The 21910-nt window shown below is 67.4% G+C and carries 18 protein-coding genes; 1 reads left to right on the top strand and 17 read right to left on the bottom strand.

Going from position 1 to position 21910, the window contains the following annotated elements; genetic code table 11:
- Positions 1–217: 217 nt before the first annotated feature.
- From AUL33_RS10095 to AUL33_RS10085, 3 genes are all read right to left on the bottom strand, one after another.
- Positions 218–1282, bottom strand: a complete 1065-nt coding sequence (locus AUL33_RS10095; RefSeq protein WP_062207176.1) for an ABC transporter ATP-binding protein — start codon at positions 1280–1282, stop codon at positions 218–220.
- Positions 1279–3510, bottom strand: coding sequence for an iron ABC transporter permease (locus AUL33_RS10090; protein ID WP_062207174.1), 2232 nt, complete (start codon positions 3508–3510; stop codon positions 1279–1281). The genes AUL33_RS10095 and AUL33_RS10090 overlap by 4 nt, the downstream gene beginning before the upstream one ends.
- Before the next feature lie 80 nt (positions 3511–3590).
- Entirely contained in the window at positions 3591–4619 is a 1029-nt protein-coding gene (locus tag AUL33_RS10085; RefSeq protein WP_062207172.1) for an ABC transporter substrate-binding protein, read from the bottom strand.
- 153 nt (positions 4620–4772) lie between these two features.
- Here AUL33_RS10085 and AUL33_RS10080 point away from each other — a divergent pair, with 153 nt between their 5' ends.
- A complete protein-coding gene (locus tag AUL33_RS10080) occupies positions 4773–5819 on the top strand; it encodes a substrate-binding domain-containing protein (RefSeq protein ID WP_062207170.1) in 1047 nt (348 codons plus the stop codon).
- On the opposite strand, the gene AUL33_RS10075 is transcribed toward AUL33_RS10080, so the two are convergent.
- The 14 genes from AUL33_RS10075 to AUL33_RS10010 all read right to left on the bottom strand — a co-directional run bounded on the left by AUL33_RS10075 (position 5717) and on the right by AUL33_RS10010 (position 21595).
- Complete coding sequence (locus tag AUL33_RS10075) at positions 5717–7426, bottom strand: metallophosphoesterase (RefSeq protein ID WP_082652486.1); 1710 nt, start codon at positions 7424–7426, stop codon at positions 5717–5719. The two genes, AUL33_RS10080 and AUL33_RS10075, sit on opposite strands and share 103 nt — an antisense overlap.
- An 18-nt stretch (positions 7427–7444) precedes the next feature.
- Positions 7445–8299, bottom strand: coding sequence for an inositol monophosphatase family protein (locus AUL33_RS10070; protein ID WP_082652485.1), 855 nt, complete (start codon positions 8297–8299; stop codon positions 7445–7447).
- A 294-nt stretch (positions 8300–8593) separates the two neighbouring features.
- Positions 8594–10225, bottom strand: a complete 1632-nt coding sequence (locus tag AUL33_RS10065; protein WP_062207165.1) for an ABC transporter ATP-binding protein — start codon at positions 10223–10225, stop codon at positions 8594–8596.
- Positions 10222–11148: an ABC transporter permease gene (locus AUL33_RS10060; protein WP_062207163.1), complete on the bottom strand. Its 927-nt coding sequence runs from the start codon at positions 11146–11148 to the stop codon at positions 10222–10224. The genes AUL33_RS10065 and AUL33_RS10060 overlap by 4 nt, the downstream gene beginning before the upstream one ends.
- A gap of 4 nt (positions 11149–11152) precedes the next feature.
- Positions 11153–12067: an ABC transporter permease gene (locus tag AUL33_RS10055; RefSeq protein ID WP_062207161.1), complete on the bottom strand. Its 915-nt coding sequence runs from the start codon at positions 12065–12067 to the stop codon at positions 11153–11155.
- Between the two features lie 73 nt (positions 12068–12140).
- The gene (locus AUL33_RS10050) at positions 12141–13649 is read right to left on the bottom strand and encodes an ABC transporter substrate-binding protein (protein WP_082652495.1); all 1509 of its coding nucleotides are present in this window, start codon (positions 13647–13649) and stop codon (positions 12141–12143) included.
- A gap of 97 nt (positions 13650–13746) precedes the next feature.
- Positions 13747–14649, bottom strand: a complete 903-nt coding sequence (gene kdgD / locus AUL33_RS10045) for a 5-dehydro-4-deoxyglucarate dehydratase (RefSeq protein WP_062207159.1) — start codon at positions 14647–14649, stop codon at positions 13747–13749.
- Between the two features lie 56 nt (positions 14650–14705).
- Positions 14706–15449 carry a FadR/GntR family transcriptional regulator gene (locus AUL33_RS10040; RefSeq protein ID WP_062207157.1) on the bottom strand — a complete coding sequence of 248 codons (744 nt, stop codon included), beginning with the start codon at positions 15447–15449 and terminating at the stop codon, positions 14706–14708.
- 335 nt (positions 15450–15784) lie between these two features.
- Positions 15785–17086 (bottom strand): LLM class flavin-dependent oxidoreductase, encoded by a 1302-nt coding sequence (locus tag AUL33_RS10035; protein WP_062207155.1) that lies wholly within the window; start codon positions 17084–17086, stop codon positions 15785–15787.
- 26 nt (positions 17087–17112) lie between these two features.
- A complete protein-coding gene (locus tag AUL33_RS10030; protein ID WP_062207153.1) occupies positions 17113–18459 on the bottom strand; it encodes an MmgE/PrpD family protein in 1347 nt (448 codons plus the stop codon).
- A 5-nt stretch (positions 18460–18464) separates the two neighbouring features.
- The gene (locus tag AUL33_RS10025) at positions 18465–19259 is read right to left on the bottom strand and encodes an amino acid ABC transporter ATP-binding protein (protein WP_062207151.1); all 795 of its coding nucleotides are present in this window, start codon (positions 19257–19259) and stop codon (positions 18465–18467) included.
- A gap of 20 nt (positions 19260–19279) precedes the next feature.
- Entirely contained in the window at positions 19280–20068 is a 789-nt protein-coding gene (locus AUL33_RS10020) for an amino acid ABC transporter permease (protein ID WP_062207149.1), read from the bottom strand.
- Positions 20065–20808 carry an amino acid ABC transporter permease gene (locus AUL33_RS10015; protein ID WP_062207147.1) on the bottom strand — a complete coding sequence of 248 codons (744 nt, stop codon included), beginning with the start codon at positions 20806–20808 and terminating at the stop codon, positions 20065–20067. Before AUL33_RS10015 ends, AUL33_RS10020 begins: the two co-directional genes overlap by 4 nt.
- A gap of 25 nt (positions 20809–20833) precedes the next feature.
- Complete coding sequence (locus AUL33_RS10010) at positions 20834–21595, bottom strand: transporter substrate-binding domain-containing protein (RefSeq protein WP_244492104.1); 762 nt, start codon at positions 21593–21595, stop codon at positions 20834–20836.
- Positions 21596–21910 lie beyond the last annotated feature (315 nt).

The following is a 21910-nucleotide window of genomic DNA, read 5'->3' as shown; positions in this document are numbered from 1 at the left end:
TGACGATTGGAGAGGCGTATCGCCCGAAATGGCGCCTCACCCGTTCTCGATGTCCGCATTCGAGGAAGCACCGATAATCGCTTGACGGCGTGGATGAGGCGAACCCTGCCGCCGCTCCGGTGCGAGATGATGGATCTGCCTACGCCTTCGGATCCAAAGCCTCTCACCGAAGCATGATCGGGCATGGGATCCGGCAAGCAGGCGCCCGGCGTCGTCATCAGCCTGGAATGACGGCAACGCCGCGCTCGTAGAGTCCGATGCCGACATCGCTGTGAATGCTGCGCACGTTCTCGACGGCCGGGTCGATGACGAACAGCGTGCCGACCGCAGTCTCGACTTCATACTCGACATGGTCGCCGAGATAGGCGGCGCTGAGGACGCGTCCGTTCAGCGCCTGCGTCGACGAGGTCTGAAGGAACATCGCATTGGGGCGGATCGCGAGCCGTGCCGTTGCGCCGAGGGGCTCGAAGAAGGGCAGTTCGTGCTCCAGGCCGCCGACGCGAATTCGGGCGCGGCCCCGATCCTGGCCGAGCACCTCGCAGGGAACGACGTTGGCCTCGCCGATGAAGTCCGCGATGAAGGCGGAGGCTGGCCGCTCGTAGAGTTCGCGGGGCGAACCGGCCTGTGCGATGCGGCCTTCGTGCAGGACGACGATCCGGTCGGAGACGGCGAGCGCCTCCTCCTGATCATGCGTCACGTAGACGGCGGTGAAGCCGAGGCGCTGCTGCAACTCGCGGATCTCGGTGCGCACCTTGCGCCGCAACCGGGCGTCGAGGTTGGAAAGCGGTTCGTCGAGAAGGAGCACCTGCGGCTCCAGGACGAGGGCGCGCGCCACGGCGACACGTTGCTGCTGCCCGCCCGACAGTTCGGCGGGCAGCCGGTCGCCATAACCCTTGAGGCCGACGAGCTCGAGTCCGTGCGCGGCCTGCTCGGCCGCCTCCCGCTTGGAGCGGCCGGTGGAACGAAGCCCGTAGGCGACGTTGTCGCCGACGCTCATATGCGGAAAGAGCGCGTAGGACTGGAACACCATCGACACGTCGCGCTCGTTGGCCGGCAGGGCCGTGACGTCGCGTCCGCCGATGACGATCCGCCCGCCGGTCGGCTGCTCCAGCCCCGCCAGCATGCGCAGCGTCGTGGTCTTGCCGCAGCCCGATGGCCCCAGAAGCGTGACGAGCGTGCCCGGTTCGATCGTCAGGTCGAGCGAGTGGATCGCGGTGAAACTCCCGAACCGCTTTTGCACGGCATCGAAGCGAACGGAACCGGGCCTCGTCTCAAGGCTCATGCAGTGGTTTCCTTCAGTCCGGTGTTGGCGGGAAGGGCCAGCGCGCCGGTGGCCGGCGCCGTGCGCAGGCGGCGCTCGCCGACGATAAGCTGGAAGGCTGCGATCACCAGCACCATCACGAGGATGAGGACGGCGGAGTAGGCGATGGCGACGCCGTATTCGCCGGTCTCGGTCAGCCCGACGATGTAGGAGGTCGCCATGTTGTACTGTGCGCTGACGAGGAAGATCACCGCGCTGATCGAGGTGATCGAGCGCACGAAGCTGTAGACGAGGGCCGCGGTGATGGCCGGGCGCAGCAGCGGCAGGATGACCCGGCGCAGTGTGGTGAAGCTGTTGGCGCCGAGCGTCAGCGACGCCTCGTCGAGGCTCTTGTCGAGCTGGCTCATCGCCGCGATCCCGCCGCGAACGCCCACCGGCATGTTGCGGAAGATGAAGCAGACGACGAGGATGAGGGCGGTTCCCGTCAGCTCGATCGGCGGCAGGTTGAAGGCGAGGACGTAGGATACGCCGATGACCGTGCCGGGAATGGCGAAGGACAGCATGAGGAGGAATTCGAACGCCTCGCGCCCGGCGAAGCGCTGGCGCACCACCAGATAGGCGCTGAGGAGCCCGAGCGCGGCGGTCAGCGGTGCGGCGATGAGCGAGATCTTCATCGTCGTCCAGAACGAGTTCCAGGCGACGCCGGTCCAGGCGAGGCCGCCATTGGCCGCCGTCCCGATCGAGAAGGCCTTGGCGAAGTGGTCGAGCGTCAGCGTGTTGTCGAGGCCGAGCGTCCGGACGAAGCCGCCGAACAGGATCATCGCGTAGATTGCCACGGTGAAGACAAGCCAGGGCAGAACGAGCGCGTGCACGCCGACCGACAGGCGGGGGTCGAGACGGATATGGCGTCCGCTGTCGCCCTTGCCGGTGACGGTGGTGAAGTTGCGTCCCTTCAGCCAGGCGCGCTGCAGGAAGAAGGCGGTGAGGGTGAAGGCGAGGAGGATGAGCGCCAGCACGGCGGCGCGTGCCGGATCGTTCTGGGCCCCCACCACGGCGAAGAAGATCTCGGTCGACAGCACCCCGTGGCTGCCGCCGAGCACCAGCGGATTGCCGAAATCGGCCATGCTCTCGATGAAGCCGACGAGGAACGCGTTGGCGAGGCCCGGCCGCATCAGCGGAAACGAGACGGTCCAGAACGTGCGCCAGCGGTCGGCGCGCATCGTCTGCGCCGCCTCTTCCATCGACGGGCTGATGCCGTTGACGACGCCGATGAGGATCATGAAGGCGATGGGGGTGAAGGATAGCATCTGGGCGATCCAGATGCCGGTCATGCCGTAGAGCCAGCGGCCGCCCTCCAGGCCCGTGACGTCGGCGATCGCGGTGGTGACGATGCCGGAGCGGCCGAGAAGGAGGATGAGCGCCAGCCCGATCACGAAGGGCGGGGTGATAATCGGCAGGATCGTCAGGAGCCGCAGCAGCTTGGGGAAGGGAAACGGCGTGCGGGTGGCGACGAGGGCGAAGGCAAGGCCCAGCACCGTCGTTCCCAGCCCCGTGGCGAGCGCCAGGAAGACCGTGCGCCAGGCGAGGCCGCAGTTGCCGCCGCCGGTCAGGCACGCCAGCGACCAGATCTGCGGGTCCTGGATGTTGCGCACGAAGCTCGTGGCATCGAAGGAGCCGTCGAAGCCCTGCAGCGCGCCGATCATCAGGCTGGAGATCGGATAGAGGACGAAGGTGACGACCAGCGCCAGAAGGAGAACGATGGCCGACAGGACGAACGCGTCGCCGCGCAGCATGCCTCGCTCCGCCAGGCCGAAGGCGAGGAGAAGCAGGAACGACACCGCAAGCGCCAGTCCCCCGATCCCGAAGGGCGGCTGACCGTCGGCGAGCGGCCCGAGCATCGCCTCCCAGCCGCCCCAGTTCCAGCCGGCATAACCGATCGACAGGCCCTCGATCACCAGCCAGGCGATGCCGAAGCCCCCGGCGACGGCGAGCCAGCCACCCCGCCATTCCGAGGGGCGGGCGAGGCGCAGGGCGAGCGCGACGAGCAGCGTCGCCGCCAGGGGCAGGAGCCACCACGCGCCCCGCAGCGCCACCTGCGCCACGGCCGGTGCCGTCTCAGGGGTCGCCGGATAATCCGACAGCCATGCGACGGACAGGATCCCGGCGTCGATCCCGTAGAAGGGCAGCGCCAAGAAGGCCGCAAAGCCGAGGGCGAGTGCCATGTCGAGGCGGCGGACGCGGCGATCCATCGTCGGCTTCCTTCAGTCGAACGAAGAGGCAAGGGGATGAAGGGTCCGCGTCGCGGACCCTGTCTTGAAACGCGTCGCCGTCAGTTGGCGTTCGCGCCAATCTCCCGGTCCCATCGTTCCAGCAGCGCCTTGCGCACCTGCGTGCTGCCGTACTTGGCGAAGTCGTAGTCGATGAGCTTGATCGCATCGAACTTCGGCGCTTCCGGCGGGATGGTCGCACCCTTGTTCGAGGGAAGCTGGAAGCTGTCGGCCTCCGCGGCCCGCGACTGGACGGGCGCCGAGATCGCCCAGTCGTAGAAGATCTTGGCGTTGTCGAGATTGCGCGCGCCCTTGACGATCGACATCGAGCCGACCTCGAAGCCGGTGCCCTCGCAGGGCGCCACCGTCTTGACCGGGAAGCCCTGCACGGTCATCGCAACGCTGTCGTGCATGAAGACGATGCCAAGCCCCGTCTCGCCCCGCGCCGCCGCCTTCACCGGGGCCGATCCCGACTTGGTGTACTGCGTGACGTTCTTGTTCAGCTCCTTCAAGTAGGTGAAGGCCGGCTCCTCGCCCATCAGCTGCACGAGCGTCGCCAGCGCATTGTAGGCGGTGCCCGAAGAGTTGGGATTGGCGATCTGGATCTCGCCGCGATAGGCCTCGGAGGTGAGGTCTTTCCAGCAGGTGGGCTCGGCCAGCCCCTTTTTGGCGAAGATCTCGGTGTTGTAGCCCCAGCCGAGAGCCCCCGAGTAGACGCCGATCGTACGGAACTTGGAGACGTCCGCCTGCTGCACGGCCCAGGGCTGCATCTCGCCGAGAAGCGGAGACTTGTACTCCTGCGTCAGGTTGTCTTCCGCCGCCTGCAGATGCGGATCGCCCGTGCCACCCCACCAGAGGTCCGACTTGGGGTTGCGCGCCTCGGCGCGCAGCCTTGCATAGGCCTCGCCCGAACTCATGCGCACCATGTTGACGTCGATGTCGTGATCGGCCTCGAAGGCGCTCTCCATCAACTCGCACCATTTCACGTCCGCGGCGCAGATGAGGTTGAGCGAGCCGGCTGCCTGAGCCGGAAGGGCGGCAAGAGCGGAAGCACCGGCCAGCAACGTGGCGGCAAGGGTCGCGTAGCGCATGTCTGATCTCTCCCACGGCGCAGTTATTCTCTGCACTCCTGTGCAAAGCTGAACCCGCCCCGGTTGATTGTCAACGTCGCACGCCCCGTTGCCGCGATTGGTTGCCAGTTTTTGAACGGCTGTGCATAACACGTGCGGTTCGGGGGGATCGTGATGGCGCAGGACGGGAAACGAACGGGGTTCGCCAGTGCACAGCAGGTCGCCGATCGCGCCGGCGTCTCGCGCTCGGCGGTCTCGCGCACCTTCACGCCCGGCGCCAGCGTCTCGAGCGAGACGCGGCGGCGCGTGCTCGAGGCGGCCGAGGATCTCGGCTACCACGTGAACCATCTGGCACGCGGGCTGATGTCGCACGAGACCGGCATCGTCTGCCTGATCGTCGCCGATCTCCACACGCCCTACCTGTCGCGCATGGTCGAGCGTTTGACGCGCGGTCTGCAGGAGGCGGGCAAGGTCGCGATGGTGCTGAACGCCGCGGGGCGCCTGGAGAATGTCGAGGACGCGCTGCGCCAGACCCTCAACTACCGGGCCGATGCCACCGTGGTTCTCTCGGGAACGCCCGATCCCGCGATCGCGCGGACCTGCCTCGACAGCGGCCAGCGGCTGGTGCTGCTCAACCGCGACGACCAGCTGGCCGGCACGGTCAATCTCGCGGTCGACAGCCAGACCTCCGCCGCGACAGCCGTGCGCTGCTTCCTCGAAGCCGGCTGCCAGCAGCTCGCCGTGGTCTCGTCGGGCGCGGGCACGCCGAGCCTTCTCGGGCGCGAGAGGCATTTCATCGCAGCGGCGAGGAGCGAGGGCTTCGAGCCACGCGTCTGGCACGAGGGGCCGACGGCCCATGCCAGTGGAATGGCGGGAGCCCGCGCGCTTCTCGCGAGCAAGGACCGTCCGGATGCGGTGTTCTGCGTCACCGATTTGCTCGCCTGCGGATTCCTGGATGGGGCACGCCACGAGTTCGGCCTGCAAGTACCCCGCGAACTCTGCGTCATCGGCTTCGACGACATCGAGCAGGCGGGCTGGCCCTCCTACGATCTGACCACCTTCGCACAGCCTGTGGACGATCTCGTCCGACGCATCGTCTCCCTCGTCGTCGACCGGGATCAGGCCGATGGCGGCCCCGAAGAAACTCTGCCGGTCCCGCTGGTCTGGCGGGGCTCAGTGCGGGGTTCGAGGTTGAGCGTTGCGGCACCGGCTGCGAGATAGCGCGCCAGCATCCGCAGAAAGATCTTGAAGCGATCTCGCACCGTGTCGATGCCGTCAGGCATCGTATCGTTGGCCGCATGGGCTGCGACGAGCCGATAAGCCGAGGCCAGGCGGGGATCCAGGCGCGACAGGGCCGCGTTCTGTCCGTTCCGCAGGCGATAGAAGTCGGCGAGAACCGCCGTCATCGGGCGCGCCCGCAGTTCCGCCGAGAGATGTGGCTTGCCCTGCGGAGCGGCGTCAGCTTCAGGCGGCACCATCAGATCGAACAGATCGCCAAGGGACATGGCCGGTATCCGGACCGCGAGGTCGGCGGGCCAGTCCAACGGGAGGTATCGCCCGGTCACGAGACCATCGACATGGGCTTCGAGAAGGTCCCGGTAACTGCTGGCCGTCGTGAAGGCCTGGGTTTGCAATCCCGAAGCCGCGATCTCGGCGCGATAGGCTTCGAAGAAGCGATCGAAGGCGGGGACGTCAACGGGATGCGTTGTCAGGCGGAGGTCGCGCCCGGCAATTTCTGCAATCTTCCAGGCTGGAGGAAAGCCGACGGGGCTGGGAAGGGCGTGATGGTCGAGTCGGTGGATGCCGAGCGTGCACTCGGTGTCGTCGTCGACATGCAGGTGACCGCTGACATGATGGCCGATCCCGGTGCGGGCGACCTGTGCGGACGTCTCGGGGGTGGGGGTGCGGCGGGCGAAGGAGGTGGCGCCGAACAGCGCCAGCTCGTCGGCCAGCGTGCCCTTCAGCGGATCGACCGCCGGGTAATGCGAGAAGGCCAGAAGCGTCTTGCCGCCAGCCTCGGCACGCCGGGAGACCTGCTGCATCCAGTCGAGAAGGAAGGGTTTGTGGCGCAGGACCCCGTTCCATCCGGCATCGGAGGCCTCCGTCATCGATGCGGGGTCGTCGGCCTCGAACGCGCCGTCCCTTGGCACGAAGACGTTAGCATCGAGCGAGAGAAGCCAGAGCCCGGGCTCGGGTTCGACGAGATAGGAGGCGTCGATCTGCGTCCGGTGCGTCCCGCCGCTCGGTGAGGCGATCGTGAACCGGCGGTCGTCCGGATCGTCCGACGCGCCGAACGGAGTTTCCCAGTGGAGATCCTCCGGCCGCCGGCCAAAGCCGAAGCGGCCGAGCGCTGCCAGGAACCTGCGAGTGCCGACGACGCGCATCTGCGCGCTGACACGACCGGCCAGGGCCGCGCTGCCGACGGTCCGCCAGTTGCCGTCCTGAACGAGGAAGCGCTGGGCGTGATCGCGTCCGGACAGGGCGTGGAGATCGTGGTTGCCCGGCGTCAGGAAGAAGCGGATGCCGTGGCGCCGTTCGTAGTCGTCGAGGAGTGCTGCGGCGCCTTCCAAATTCGAGACCTGTCCGTCGTCGGTGAGGTCGCCGACGATGACGACGGTCGTGAGGCCCTGCTCGACACAGCCATCGAGCACCGCCCGAAAGGCGTCGGCGCTTTCGTTGAAGATGCGGGTCGAGGAGAGCGTGTCTGCCAGCGTCCGGATGGCAGCGCCTGCGCGATCACCGAGGCGCATATCCGCGAAGCCGTATTCCGGAAACAGCTCGTGGTAATGCGGATCTGCGACGAGGCCAATTCGGAAGGGGCACGTCATCGCACACGCACCAGGGCCCTACCCTGCAGGCAATACACCGTCACGCCGCTCAGTGCCAAACAGATCCGACGCGAGGCTCCGACGCAACTCGTCGGCGATACCGGGCGCAGCAGCGAACACCGGCCCGCCCGCTTCCAGGCCGCCTCTGGCCAGAAAGTCGTCGACGACGCCGCCGGCTTCCGTAACCATCAGCAGGCCGGCCAGACAATCCCATGCGTTCATGTGGATCTCGGCATAGCCATCCGAATGGCCCGCCGCGACATAGGCCAGCGCCAGGGCGCCCGAGGAGCCGCGCCGGACGTTGGCGCCGCGCTCGAGGATGGCGGCGAGGGCTTGCAGGTAACGAGCGTTCGGGATCCGGTTCGACCAGCCTAGTTCCACGCTGGCCGAGGCGAACGATGCCGTCGCAGCGGCTCGCACGGGCTGTCCGTTGCAGGTCGTCCCGCCGCCCCGGCGGGCGCAGTAGAGATCACCGAGTTCCGGGTTCAGAATGGCGCCGAGTTCCGTGACGCCGTCCACCACCAGGGCGATCGAGATGCAGTAATGCGGAATGCCACGGGCGAAGTTCGCCGTCCCGTCGATGGGATCGACCACCCAGAGCCAAGGCGAGATCGCGCCGCCCCCTTCTTCGCCCAGAAACCCGTCGTCAGCACAGGACGCGGCGAACGCGTCGCGCAGGAAGGCTTCGACCGCTCCGTCCGTCTCGGTCAGGAAATCCTGCGGACCCTTGAGCGAAAACCCGTTGTCTCGGACATCCGCAAAACCGCGAGAGGCGATCACACCGGCTTCCCGGATCGTCCGCTCCAGGAAAACCTGACGACGATCGAGCTCTGCGGCCTTCGACGGACCCGTTATCGGTCGAGCAACTGACATGCGATACCTCGATTGCACACCCGTGCAAACTGACACGGCCGAGCACTTGCGTCAACGAGGATCAAGTCTGCAGATCAGGCAAGTTGCGACAGAACCGAGGCAACAGGGCGCTTTATCGACCCCGGCGCGCGGGTCAGCGGAGGTCGGTTTTCCGGCCTGTTAGCCATATGCGCGAAGTCGATTTCGCGTCGTCTTCGGAAGGGCGACGATGCCGCGTTCTCGCCCGAAGCTGCCTGCCGGCTTTCGGCCTTCGCTGCATCCATCGATCCCGATGGGACTTCACCCGCAAGATCCTCAAACCGCCCACTTCGGATGCGGCGTCGCGGCGAGCAGGGCTTGTGTGTAGGCCGCCTTGGGTGCGGCGAAGAGGTCGGCCGTATCGTTGTCCTCGACGACCTTGCCGTTCTGCATCACGAGGATGCGGTCGGCGAAGTTGCGCACGACGGGCAGGTCGTGGGTGATGAAGATGTAGGAGAGTGCGAGCCGGTCCCGCAGGTCGGCGAGGAGGTCGATCACCTGCGCCTGGACCGACACGTCCAGCGCCGAGACGGCCTCGTCGCAGACGATCATCTCGGGATCGCTGGCGAGCGCCCGCGCGATGGCGATCCGCTGGCGCTGCCCGCCCGAGAACTGGTGGGGATAACGCGTCGCCCATTCGGGCTTGAGGCCGACGAGGTCGAGAAGCTCGCACACGCGATCGTTCCAGGCGGCCTTCGGCAGGATGTCGCGATGGATGCGCCAGGGCTCGGAGACGATCGCATGGACGCTCATGCGCGGGTTCATCGAGCCGTAGGGATCCTGGAAGACCATCTGCACCTTGCGGCGCAGCTTGAGGAGGGCCGGCTCGTCCATGGCGAAGATGTCCTGCCCGCGAAACAGGGCCTTGCCCGAACTCGGCTCGTTCAGCCGAAGGAGCATGCGCGCGATGCTGGATTTGCCCGAGCCGCTTTCGCCGACGATGCCGAGCGTCTCGCCGCGCCGCAGGGTGAAGGACACGCCGTCGACGGCTTTCGTTGTCGTCGCGGCCTTCAGGAAACCCCGCGTCAGGTGGTAGGTCTTGGTGAGGTCGCGAACCTCCAGCAGCGGCTCGCGCGGGGCGTCGCCGGGCGCTCGGCGCCGCGGCGTGCCGCTGGCCGGCAGCGCGTTCATCAGCTGGCGGGTGTAGGCGTCCTTGGGGTCGGTGAAGATGTCGCGAGCCGCCCCCTCCTCCACGATCCGCCCCCGCCGCATGACGATCACGCGGTCCGCCATGGCGCTCGCGACTTCGAGGTCGTGCGTGATGAGGACGAGCGCCATGCCGAACTCGCGCTGAAGATCGCGCAGGAGATCAAGGATCTGGGCCTGAACGCTGACGTCGAGCGCCGTGGTCGGCTCGTCGGCGATGAGGAGAACGGGTTCCAGCGCGATCGCCATGGCGATCATGATGCGCTGGCGCTGGCCGCCGGAGAACTCGTGGGGATAGCGATCGACACGGGCTTCCGGCTCGGGAATCCCGACGCGGCGCAGGAGCTCGATCGTGCGGGTCCGCGCCTCTCCGGCGTCGCAGATGTCGTGGGCCCTAAAGACCTCGGCGATCTGCCAGCCGACCGTGTAGACGGGATTGAGGTGGACGAGCGGATCCTGGAAGATCATCGCGACCTTGGCGCCGTTCAGCGCCCGGCGCTCGGTGTCCTTCAGGGTCGCGAGATCCCGGCCGTCGAGGAGGACCGTGCCCGAGACGATGTCGGCGGGCGGGCGGTCGAGGATGTCGAGGACGGTCGAGGCGCTGACGCTCTTGCCCGAGCCGCTTTCGCCGAGGATGCAGAGCGTCTCGCCGCGACGCACGGAAAAGCCGATCCCGTCCACCGCGCGCACCGGATGCCCTTCCGACAGGAAATCGACGGTGAGGTCGCGGATCTCGAGAACGGGCGGTTCGATCGGGTTCATCGGGCGGCCTTGCGAAGGGACTGGAGACGCCAGCGCTGCTGCGGGTCGGACGCGGTGCGCGCGAAGCTCGCCACGATGTTGAGCGCGAGCGTCGTCATCATGATGAACAGGCCCGGCCAGAAGGCGACCCACCAGGCGGTCTGCAGATAGCCGCGCCCCGTCGCGACCATCGCGCCCCAGGTGAAGGCGGGCGGCTGGATGCCGAGGCCGAGGAAGCTCAGGGCGGATTCGGCGAGGATGACCGAGGCGAAGTCGATGGCCGCGATCGTCACGAGGGTCGGGATGGTCAGCGGCGCGATGTGGCGCAGCAGGATGCGCGCATGGCTCGCGCCCATCGAGCGCGCGGCCTGGACGAACATGCGCTCGCGCAGCTCCAGCACTTCGGCGCGGGTGGTGCGCAGATAGATCGGGATGCGCGTGATCGCGAGGACGACGATGAGGTTCGTGACGCTGGGGCCGAGGAGATAGAGGACGATGAGCGCCAGCAGCAGCGATGGAAAGCTCATGATGACGTCCGCGACGCGCAGGATCGCGTGCGAGTACCAGCGCCGGGAATACCCGGCGACGAGCCCGAGGAGGCCGCCGAGAAGCATCGAGACGACGACGGCTGCGGCGGCGATGCCGAGCGTGTTGCGCGCGCCGACGAGGAGCCGCGCCAGGAGCGAGCGTCCGAGCGTATCGGCACCCAGTACGTAGAGCCAGCCGCCGTCGAGCGTGAAGGGCGGCAGGTTGCGCTGGCGCAGGCCGAGCTTCGTCGCGGCATCGCCGATCAGCATGGGCGCGAAGATCGCCGTCAGCGCTAGGAGGGCGAGGAAGACGACCGAGGCGAAGGCGAGCTTGTCGCGCCACAGCCAGCGCGCCGCAGCTCTCCAGCCGGCGGTGTGGGCGGCCTCAGGTTCCAGAGCGGCGGCGATGTCGCTCATCGCCTCAGTACCGGATGCGGGGATCGAGTGCGGCATAGATAAGGTCGATCATGATGTTCAGGAGGAAGATCGCGCAGGCCGTCACGAGGATCGTGCTCTGCACGACGGCAAAATCGCGCTGGACGATGGAATCGATCATCAGCTTGCCGATGCCCGGCCAGCCGAAGATGGTCTCGACCACCACGGCGCCGTTGACGAGGCTCGCCGCCAGATCTCCCGCGACGGTGACGACGGGCAGCATGGAGTTGCGAAGGCCATGGCGCAGCAGGATGGAGCGCGACGAAACGCCCTTGGCCTTGGCCGTCTTCACGTGCGGCTGGGAGAGGACGCCGATCATCGTGCCGCGCACGACCTGCACCAGAAGGCCGAAGGGTCGCAGCGTGAGGACGACGATCGGCATGATCCAGTAGAGCGGACCGCCCGTTCCCGACGTCGGGAGCCAGCCGAGGCCGACCGAAAAGACGAGGACGCCGACGATGGCGATCCAGAAGTCCGGGGCGCTCGCGCCGGCCAGCGACACGAAGGCGGACAGCCGGTCGAACCAACCGCCGGGGTTGGCGGCGGCCAGCGCGCCCACGAGAAGCGCGGCGAGGAGCGAGATCCCCATGGCGATCGCCGCCAGTTGGAGCGTGCGCGGGAACGCCTCCAGCGCCACCTCCATCGCCGGCCGGTTCTGGCGGAGCGACATGCCGAAATCGAGCCGCGCGAGGTCGGCAATGTAGGCGCCGAACTGCACGATGACCGGCTGGTCGAAGCCGTTGAGCCGGTTGAACTCCTGACGCGCCTCGAGGCTGGAATCCAGCGGCAGGAACAGGGCCGCGGGGTCGCCCGTCAGGCGCGTCAACGCGAAGACGAGAACGAGGAGGCAGAAGATCGAGACCGCGCTGTTGAGAGCGCGCTTGCCGATGAAGCCGAACATGGATGAGCCATCGTCTGGCGAGGCGGATGAAGGGCCGAAGGGCTTGCGCCCCGCGACCCTTCATCCGGCGTCGCTACTTGAAGCGGATCTGCGACAGCGGAATCTCGCTGTTGGTGGCCAGGCTCGGGCGCCAGTCGATGCGCGGGCCGACCGCCGTGTAGCCGACCATGTGGAACATCGGGATATCGGCCGCGAGCCCGTCATGGACCTTGTCGAACAGAGCCTGGAACCCCTCGGTGCGCTGCTCCCCCGTGGCGGCCAGGGCGGCGTCGATCTCCCCGTCGAGCGCGGGATCGGACAGCGTCGCGTAGCTCCCCGAGGAGCGGTAGAGGAGCGGCACGGTGAAGGCCGCGTCGCCCTTGTTGTTGTCGTGCTGCACCTGCAGGAGCGTCGGACCGCGATCGGCCGGGAACGGCTTCTGGAGGTAGCGCGTCCAGTCGGCGACATCGAGCATGGTCAGCTTCATGGTGAAGCCGGCGTCCAGCCACATGGCCATCATCGCTTCCATCGCCTCAGTGCCGTTGGGATAGATGCCGTTGCGACCGACGAGGTTGATCTGCGTCTCCACCGGCACGCCGGCAGCCTTGGCCTCCGCCAGAAGCGCGCGGGCGCCCTCGGGGTCGAAGGCCCAGGGCTTCAGGTCCTTGTCGTGGCCGTTGATGCCGGGAACCACCATTTGCGAGGCGCGCAGCGCATCGTCGCCGAACAGCCCGGCAAGCCCCTCCCAGTCGATCGCCATGTTCAACGCCTTGCGAACGCGCGCGTCGTCGAGCGGGGGATAGTCCATGTCGATGCGCACGGACGTCGTCTCGGAGTTCAGGTAGGAGAAGTCGCGGGCGGGATCGGTCGCGTCCTGGAGCGCGATGGTCGGCGTCAGGTCCGCCTCGCCGGTCTGGATCATCGCGACGCGCAGCGAGGACTCGCCGCGCCAGACGTAGGTCGCCTTCGTCACCTCGGGCGCGGCGCCCCAGTAGCCGTCGTGGCGCTGCAGGACGATCCGCTCGGGCGTCGCTTCCGCCAATGCGTAGGGGCCGGTCCCGACGGGTGCATTGGTCGCCTTGTCCGCGGGCGTTGCCGGCGACACGATCATCGCGACGCTGATCAGCGTCGGCAGGATCGGCTGCGGCTGGGTGGACTTGATGTCGACGGTGGTGGCGTCCACCGGCGTCACGGTGATCGTATCCGAGCCGAACTTGGCGAGGTTGTTGCAGGTGAAGGCCTTGCTCGTCATCCGGTCGAGGGAGAAGCGCACGGCCTCGGCATCGAAGGGCTTGCCGTCCTGAAAGGTCACGCCTTCGCGCAGCTTGAAGCGCCAGGTGAGCGGATCCGTCTGCTCCCATTGCGTCGCCAGCTTCGGGTCGACCGAGCCGTCGGCGGGGTCGACCACCGTCAGCGTTTCCGTGATGTTCTGGCTCAGCACCTGGCCGACATCGGTGAGGATCGAGCCGCAGGGTTCGAGATTGCTCGGCTGTTCCGGCAGGACGATCGTGATCTCGCCGCTCGGTGCCTGCGCGAGGGCCGGCAGGCTGAGCGATCCGGCGATGATGGCGATCGGAATCGATCGCAGGCGATATCGGGTCATGATCATCCTCCCAAATGAATCGTGTCGCTCGAGGCGTCGCGGGATGCGGGTCGAACGGGCCTCCCTGCCCGTCCGGACCTCGCTCGACCCGCAGCGATCAGGTGTTGCGCTCGATCAGGTCGGCGAGCATCCGGCGCTCCTGCGCATCGAGATCGGTCAAGGGCGGGCGAACCGGGCCCGGCGTCTGTCCGACCGCCGCCGCGCCCGCCTTGATGATCGAGACGGCGTAGCCGGGCTTGCGGTCGCGGATCTCGGCGAAGGGATAGAAGAAGTCCCGGAGGATCTGCTCCATCACGCTCGTCTCCCCGGCCCGCAACGCCTTGTAGAAGCGCAGCGCGAGGTCGGGCACGAAGTTGAAGACCGCCGACGAGTAGGTCGTGACCTTGGCGGCGTTGAAGGCTTCCGCATAGAGCTCGTGCGTCGGCATGCCGCCGATGTAGCATAAGCGATCGCCGAGCTTCACCGAGACCTCGCGCACGAGCGCGATCTGCCCGGTTCCATCCTTGAAGCCGATGAGATTGGGGCAGGCATCTGCGAGACGCGCCAGAGTATCGGCGGTGACGACGGAGTTGGCGCGATTGTAGACGACGACGCCGAGGCCGGTCGCATCGCAGACCGCCTTGATATGGGCGAAGAGCCCGTCCTGCGAGGCGCCGATGAGATAATGCGGCAGAAGCAGGAGGCCATCGGCCTCAGCCGCCTCTGCGCGGCGAGCGATGTCCTTGGCCAGCTCGGTGCCGTAGCCGCAGCCGGTGACGATCGGGACGCGGCCCGCCGCCTCTTTCGCGGCGCGCGTGACGTCGCCGATCTCCTCCGGGGTCAGCGAGAAGAATTCGCCGGTTCCGCCGGCGGCGAATAGCACCGTCGCGTCATAGCCGGACAACCAGCCAACGTGCCGCTGGTAGCTTTCGAGGTTCAGCCGTCCATCGTCATCGAAATGCGTGACCGGGAAGGACAGAAGCCCTGCGGACAACGCGTGCTTTACTTGTTCTGGAGTCATCCCACACACATATTATGATTGGCGTGCCACGACATAATATGACCTGACGACGTGCGTCAACCCGTTCCGTCGGCGGGGCGCGTGCGCATCAGCGCCCGATAGCGCTTGATGCCCCCCTGCAGGTGCCTCCGCATGGCATCGCGCGCGAGGTCGGGATCGCGCGCCGAGATCGCGTCGGCGACTTCCTCGTGCTCCTTCAGGAGGATGGCATCGCGGTTGGGGAGCGGGTCGACGCCCCCCATGGCCGTTCGGAACTTCACGCGCGGGATGATCCGCCGTCCGACATGCTCTAGGAACCCGCGAAAGCGCGTGTTGTTCGTGGCGGCGGCGACCGCCAGGTGGAAGGCGAAATCGGCCTCGTCGGTCGATTGCCCATGCTCCACGAGGTCGCGGAACTGATCGACCAGCGACAGGATCTCCGCCTCCTGCGCGGGTGAGCTGCGCAAGGCCGCCAGCCCGGCCGCCTCAACCTCGACGCCGACCCGGAGCTCGAGCTCCTCGATGATGTCGGAGATCTTTTCGGTCGCCTGCCGGAAGAGTTCGAGTTCGGCGTGGGGCTGCTTCGGCCCCAGCACGAAGACGCCGACGCCGTGGCGCGAATCCACGAGACCATCGGCCCTGAGTGCGGCCAGAGCCTCGCGGACGACGGTGCGGCTGTGGCCGAAGCGCGCGACGAGCGCGGGTTCGGTCGGCAGCTGATCGCCCGGCGCATAGTCCCCCTCCTCGATCTGCCGGCGCAGGGCCTCGGCGACGACCTCTCGGAGAGGCCGCGAATGATGAGCCTTCGATATGCGGGCCAAGGGATGCTCCTGGAATGAGATGGCAGGAGCCCTGTTTAAGCCCGCGCAGCGCTCCTGTCATCATATGACTGGACGACGTGCGAAGTCGAAAGGTCGAGCGACGACGGCGCTGATCAGGCCAACCGCTCGCCCGGGACGCCTTCGCTACACGACGCCGCGCGGTCCGCGAGGCTCCAAGGCTCCGAGGCTGGGGCCAACACATGCCCGGCCCCGGACACGGTGGCCGATCGGCGCCCCGTGGCCGCCATCCCGTCCACCGCCGGATCGAGCTGCCAGCTCCGTGCGGCAGACCTTCGGACGCGGCGGCGAGCCGATCGATCCCGCCGATCGTCGGATCAGGCCGGGGGTGCGGGGCGGCGCAGGCCGAGATGGTCGCGCAGCATCGGGCCCTCGTAGTCCCGGCGGAAGAGGCCGCGCTCCTGAAGCAGCGGCACGACCTCGGCGACGAACTCGTCCAGGCCGACGGGGAAGAAGGGCGGCATGACGTTGTAGCCGTCGGCCGCGCCGTTCTCGAACCAGAGCTGCATCCGGTCGGCAATGTCGACGGGCGTTCCCGCGACGATGTGATGGCCCCGCCCGGCGGCGACGCGCAAAGCCAGCTGGCGGATCGTCAGCTTCTCGCGGCGGGCGAGCTCGGTGAGCAACTCGGCGCGGCTGCGCAGCTGGTCGGACAGCGGTAGGTCCGGCAGCGAGCCGTCGAGATCGTAGGCGCCGAGCGAATGGCCGATTCGCTCCTCCAGAAGCGGCATGGCCTTGGCGATGTCGGTCCAGCGGTCGAGTTCGACCAGTTTCTCGCTGGCCTCGGCGAGCGTGCGGCCGATCACCGGCATGAAGCCCGGCATCACGGCCACAGTGGCGGGATCGCGACCGAAGCCTGCGACACGGCTCTTGAGGCTGCGATAGAAGACCTGGGCTTCCTCCAGGCTCTGCTGCGCGGTGAAGACGATGTCGGCGGTGCGGGCGGCGAGATCCTGGCCCGGTCCCGACGAGCCCGCCTGGATCAGGATCGGATGGCCCTGCGGCGAGCGGGGAATGTTCAGCGGCCCCTTCACCGAAAAATAGCGGCCCTCATGGTCGAGAACATGGACCTTGGCCGGATCGGCATAGAGCCCGCGCTCCTTGTCCTTGGGAAAGGCGTCGTCGTCCCAGCTGTCCCAGAGGCCGCGCACCACGTCGACGAACTCCTCGGCGATGGCATAGCGGTCGTCGTGCTGGGGATGGGCTTTCGAGAAGTTCTTCGCGGTGCGATCATAGGACGTGGTGACGATGTTCCAGGCGGCGCGCCCCTGGCTCAGGTGGTCGATCGAGGCGAAGGCCCGGGCCGTGTGGTACGGCTCGCCATAGGTGGTGGACGATGTCGCCGCCAGGCCGATCCGCTCCGTCACCATGGCCAGCGCCGAAAGAAGCGTCAGCGGCTCGAAGCGGGCGATCATCGAGGGATGCGCGTCGACGCTGCTGGTCAGGCCGTCCGCCAGGAAGGCGAGATCGAACTTGGCCGCCTCGGCCGTCTGCACCAGCCGGCGCAGCAGGTCGAAATTCTCGCTGCCCGATTCGGCGTCGGGATGGCGCCAGCCGGAGACATGGTGCCCCGCACCCTGCAGGAAGAGGCCGAGATGGATCTGTCGCTGGGAGGTCATGATCGTCTTGTCCGGGTTTGGGCCGGTCAGGCCACGATGGGCTGGCCGAGAAGATGGAGAAGCTGGGCGAGGTCGCTCTCGTCCGCCATGGCGTGAACGAGAGCGGGCACGGCGGCAAATCGTGCCGATCCGTTCGTCGCGTCGCGAAACTTGTCCACGGCGTCGGACAGCCCCGGCAAGCCCTCGACGCGGCGAGCCAGCGTGCCGCCAGCCGTCAACGTCACGTCGAACCCGACGAAACGCGTCGTGGGATCGGGCGACAGGCGTGGCGCCGTCTCGTCGTGGCGACGCGACACGCGCTGCGCGAGGCGTTTCAGATCGGGCCGCACGGGCCGCTCGTCGAAATGGCCGATGGCGAGCGCCCCATCGGCGAGCGCGGCGGCGAAGATGTATTCGGGGCTGAAGCGGGCGTCGATGCCGGTGACGGGATCGGACACGACGAGCGCGGCATCGCCGCCCGGCGGGAATGTCAGCACGACGTGCTCCACCGCGTCCGGGGTCAGACCCGCCTCGGCGCGTAGCGCGAGCGCGCCGACGGCCACGGGATGGGCGGCGGTGCAACAGGGAAAGGCCTTGAGGGTCAGGCCGGGCGCAACGATCTGCCAGGGCGCGCGCCATCCGGCGAGGAGCCGCTCGGGCGCCTCCGCGCCGAAGGCGAAGGCCTGGAGAAAGCCGATCGGGCTGTCGAGGAAATCCGGCGCGCCGGAGAAGCCGTTTTCGGCCAGAAGGGCGGCGGACAGGCCGGCGCGGGCGGCCAGGCCGGCATGAAGCGGCTTGGCGTCGAACCCGAACTGCAGGCGCAGGCCCGCCGACTGCGTCGCGGCGAGCCCCAGCGCGGTCGCGGTCTGGTCGGGCGAGAAGCGTAGACAATGGGCGACGGCCGCCGCGGCGCCGACCGGGCCGAGCGTCGCGGTGGCGTGGAAACCGGTCTCGTAATGGCGGGTGCCGAGGGCAAGGCCGAGCCGCGCCATCGTCTCCAGCCCGACCACGTAGGAGGAAAGAAGCGCATCGGCGCGCAGACCCCGCGTTGCCGCGAGCGCCAGAAGCGCCGGCAGGATCACCGTGGTCGGATGGCCGCGCACGCTGGCATGGACATCGTCATAGTCGAGCACGTGCCCGGCATGGCCGTTCGCCAGTGCCGCCGTGAAGGGATCGGCGCGGCGCCCCTGCCCGATCAGCACGGCTTGGCCCCCGGCCTCGGGCGCGAAGGTCTGGAGAAGGATGGCCAGGGAGCGATCGCTCGCGCCGCCGAGCGCGCAGGCGAGGACGTCGAGCACCGCCTTGCGCGCGACGGCGATCGCGGCCGGATCGCTCGCCGGGTCGGAGGCCAGGATGTGCTCGGCGAGCCGGCGGGTGAGCGAGGTCTGCGTCATCGCGATCAGATGCCCCCGCCATGGCCCAGATCGTCGCGCTCCCCGCCGAGGCCCCGCACGAATTGGCGGATGCGCGGGTTTTGCGACCGGTGGAAGATGGCGGCGGGCGAGCCTTCCTCCACGATCCGGCCGTTCTCGGTGAAGAGGACCTTGTCGCTGATCTCCTCGGCAAAGCGCATTTCATGCGTCACGAGAATGCTCGTCATCCCGTCCCTGACGAGGCTGCGGATCACAGAGAGGACCTCGCCGACCGTTTCTGGATCGAGCGCCGAGGTGACCTCGTCGAACAGGACGAGGTCGGGGCGCATGGCGAGCGCGCGCGCGATGGCGACGCGCTGCTGCTGCCCGCCCGACAACTGGCCGGGATAGGCGGCGACCTTGTCCGACAGGCGCACCCGGTCGAGGAGTTCTTTTGCGTGGCGCTCGGCCTCCGCCTTCGGCACGTTCAGGATGCGGATCGGGGCGATGGTGATGTTGTCGAGCACCGAGAGATGCGGGAACAGGTTGAACTGCTGGAAGACGATGCCGATGCGCTTGCGAAGCTCGATCCGCTCGGCCTCGGTGCGCAGCGCGTCGACCCGCACGCCGTTGACGGTGATGCGGCCCGAGCTCGGCACTAGCAGGGCGTTGATGCAGCGCAGGATGGTGGACTTGCCCGAGCCCGAAGGGCCGATGATCGACACCGCCTCGCCGCGCGCCACGGTGAGATCGATGCCCTTCAGCACCTCGTTGGCGCCGAAGGACAGGCGCAGGTCCGCGATGTCGACGAGGATCGGCCGCTCGGAAGGAGAAGGAGACATGAGGAAAGGGGCCTCTCCGGTCATCGGTCGGCGAAGCGCCGTTCGAGCCGCTGCGTGAAACGCGAGATGGGATAGCAGAACGCGAAGAACCCCATCAGCACGGTGAGGTAGACCAGGATCGTGAAGTCGGTGCGCCGCACGGCGGTGCTGGCGTCATTGGCCGAATGAAGGAGTTCGTGCACGCCGACGAGCGAGGCCAGCGCCGTGCCCATGGTGATCGAGGCGCAAAGGTTCATCCAGGCCGGCAGCGAGCGCCGGACGCATTGCGGCAGGATGATCCAGCGCAGGGTCTGACTATACGAGAAGCCGACGCCCTTGGACGCCTCCCATTGCGTCGTCGCGATGGACTGGATGGCACCGCGCGTGATCTCGGCGATATGGGCGCTGGCGGGAATGGCCAGACCGACCACGGCCTTCAGCCAGTCCGGAAACGGGATGTAGGTGCCGAAGACGACGATCTCGAAGGGAAAGATGTAGGTGGTCGCGAAGATCAGGACGAGATGCGGCGCGTTGCGGAAGACCTGCACGTAGGACACCGCGAGAAGCCGCACGGGCGCGAACGACGAGAGTTCCATGGCGCCCAGAAGGACTCCGGCGAGCGTACCGAGCCCCATGGCGCACACGGCGATCAGGACGTTCATCGCAAAACCCTGCCCGAGATAGGGCAGCCATGTGACGAGCAAGCCGGCAAGTGCGGGGTTCAGGGCGAGCCAGACCAGAACGAGCGCCAGAATGCCGGCGAAGATGACGGTCGGGATCGATGGAGCGCCGAGTAGCCTCGTGCTCGTGTTGGATGCGGCGAGCGTCATCGACCATACCCGGGAACGGCTAGACGGCGCTCGATCAGAAGGCCGATGCGAGCGATCGCCAGATTGATGGCGCTGAAGAACAGGAGGAGGACGATCATCAGTTCGACGACGTTGTCGCGCTGCGTCCAGATCATGAGCGAGGCATAAGTGATCTCGTTGACCGATATGGCGTAGCCGACGGTGGTCAGCTTCACGAGGTTGACGAGATTGTTCGTGATGGCGGGCAGCGCGCTGCGGATGGCGAGCGGCAGCTCGACAAAGCGCAGCACCTGGAAGCGCGAGAAGCCGACACCGCGCGCCGCTTCCGTGGTGGTGGCCGGCACCGCCTCGATGCCGCCGCGCAGCGCCTCGGCATGGAAGGCGGCGACATGGAGGCCGGTGACCGCGACCACCCAGAAGAAGGATGTGAACGGGTTGTTCTCAGCGCCGCCGAGACCTTGCGAGATCAGCATGTTGATGACCAGGAAGGCGAAGACGAGCTGCACCAGCGTCGGCGTGTTGCGGGTGAGCTCGACATAGGCGCGCACGGGCCCGGCCAGCCAAGGCCGGCCCGACGTCAGGGCGGCGGCGAAGAGCAGCCCGAACACGAGGCTGACCGGCAGCGTGATGGCGACGAGCGTCAGCGTCGTCACCATGCCCTGAAGCCACATGTCGACTTCGAACCGGCTGGTCAGAAAGTCGAAATTCAGCCCGACGAGCCCCGCCCACTCGATGAAGCGCTGGAGAAACGGGTCCTGCATGAGGTCTCCGTCTGTCATGAGAAGCTCACTGTGCGACAGCGAACTTCTTCTGCTCGCCCTCGATATAGGTCGTGTTGATCATCCGGTTCGCCTTGGCGAACTCAAGGATCTTGCCGGAGGCAAACAGTTCCTTCAGCGCCTTGTCGAGCGCAGCGGACGTATCGACCTCGCCCTTGCGCAGCCAGATCACGGAATCGGACGGGATGAGTTCGGTCGGGATCGTGATGGCGAAATCCTTCCACTCGTCCGCCCGGTCCACCAGCAGCAGCCCGACGGTCGCGCCGACATGGACGGCGGCGACGCAATTGCCGCCCTTCAGCGCCAGAAGCGAGTCGGGCTGGCTCGGCAGGCCCTTGATCTCGGCGCCGTAGGTCTCGGCCAGCGGCTGAGCGTAGTTCGAACCTTGCGAGATACAGACCGGCTTGCCCTTGAGGTCCGCCCAGTCCTTGATCCCGCTATCCTTCCGGGTCACGGCCGCGCCGCCCGAGCGATCATAAGGTGTCGGGACGTGGTCGAGGATCTTCGCGCGCTCCTCGGTGTACTGCATGTTGGCGATCAGCACGTCGACCTTGCCCTGCTGAAGGAACTGCACGCGGTTGGGCGGCGTGACGGTCACCGTCTCCAGCTCGACGCCGAGCTTCTCCGCCAGGGCCTTGGCGATGTCGACGTTGAGCCCCTTCTGCGCCTGCGTGGCCGGATCTATGTAGCCGAAGGGCGCACCCGACAGGATGACGCCGACCGTCAGCTTGCCGCGTCCCTGAATACGATCGAGCGTCGCATCCGCCATCGCCGGCGACAGTCCGACAAGGGATGTCAGCGCCAGGGCAGCAAGGGCGGCGAAACGGTTGGGCTTGAACATGCAGTGGGCTCCTGGCGGACGAAACTGGCGCAAAACTATGCGCCGAACCCCCACTACGCGAGGCATACCCATCTCGAGGACGCCCGGTGCGAAGACGATTGAACCATAGAACATGGATCTTGTAGACTTTCGTTTTGCGCCATCGGAAAGCTCCCTCGCCGTTCGTTGATGGCCGCAGTCGCGGTCGAAAGCGATCCGAGCAGGCGCCACGAGAAGCGACCTCGGGGATCAGGGTACAGATCG

It is taken from the genome of Aureimonas sp. AU12 (assembly GCF_001463705.1).
Classification (GTDB): domain Bacteria; phylum Pseudomonadota; class Alphaproteobacteria; order Rhizobiales; family Rhizobiaceae; genus Aureimonas.
The sequence above is the reverse complement of the archived record's forward strand: the minus strand, read 5'-3'. Positions and strand labels throughout refer to the sequence as shown.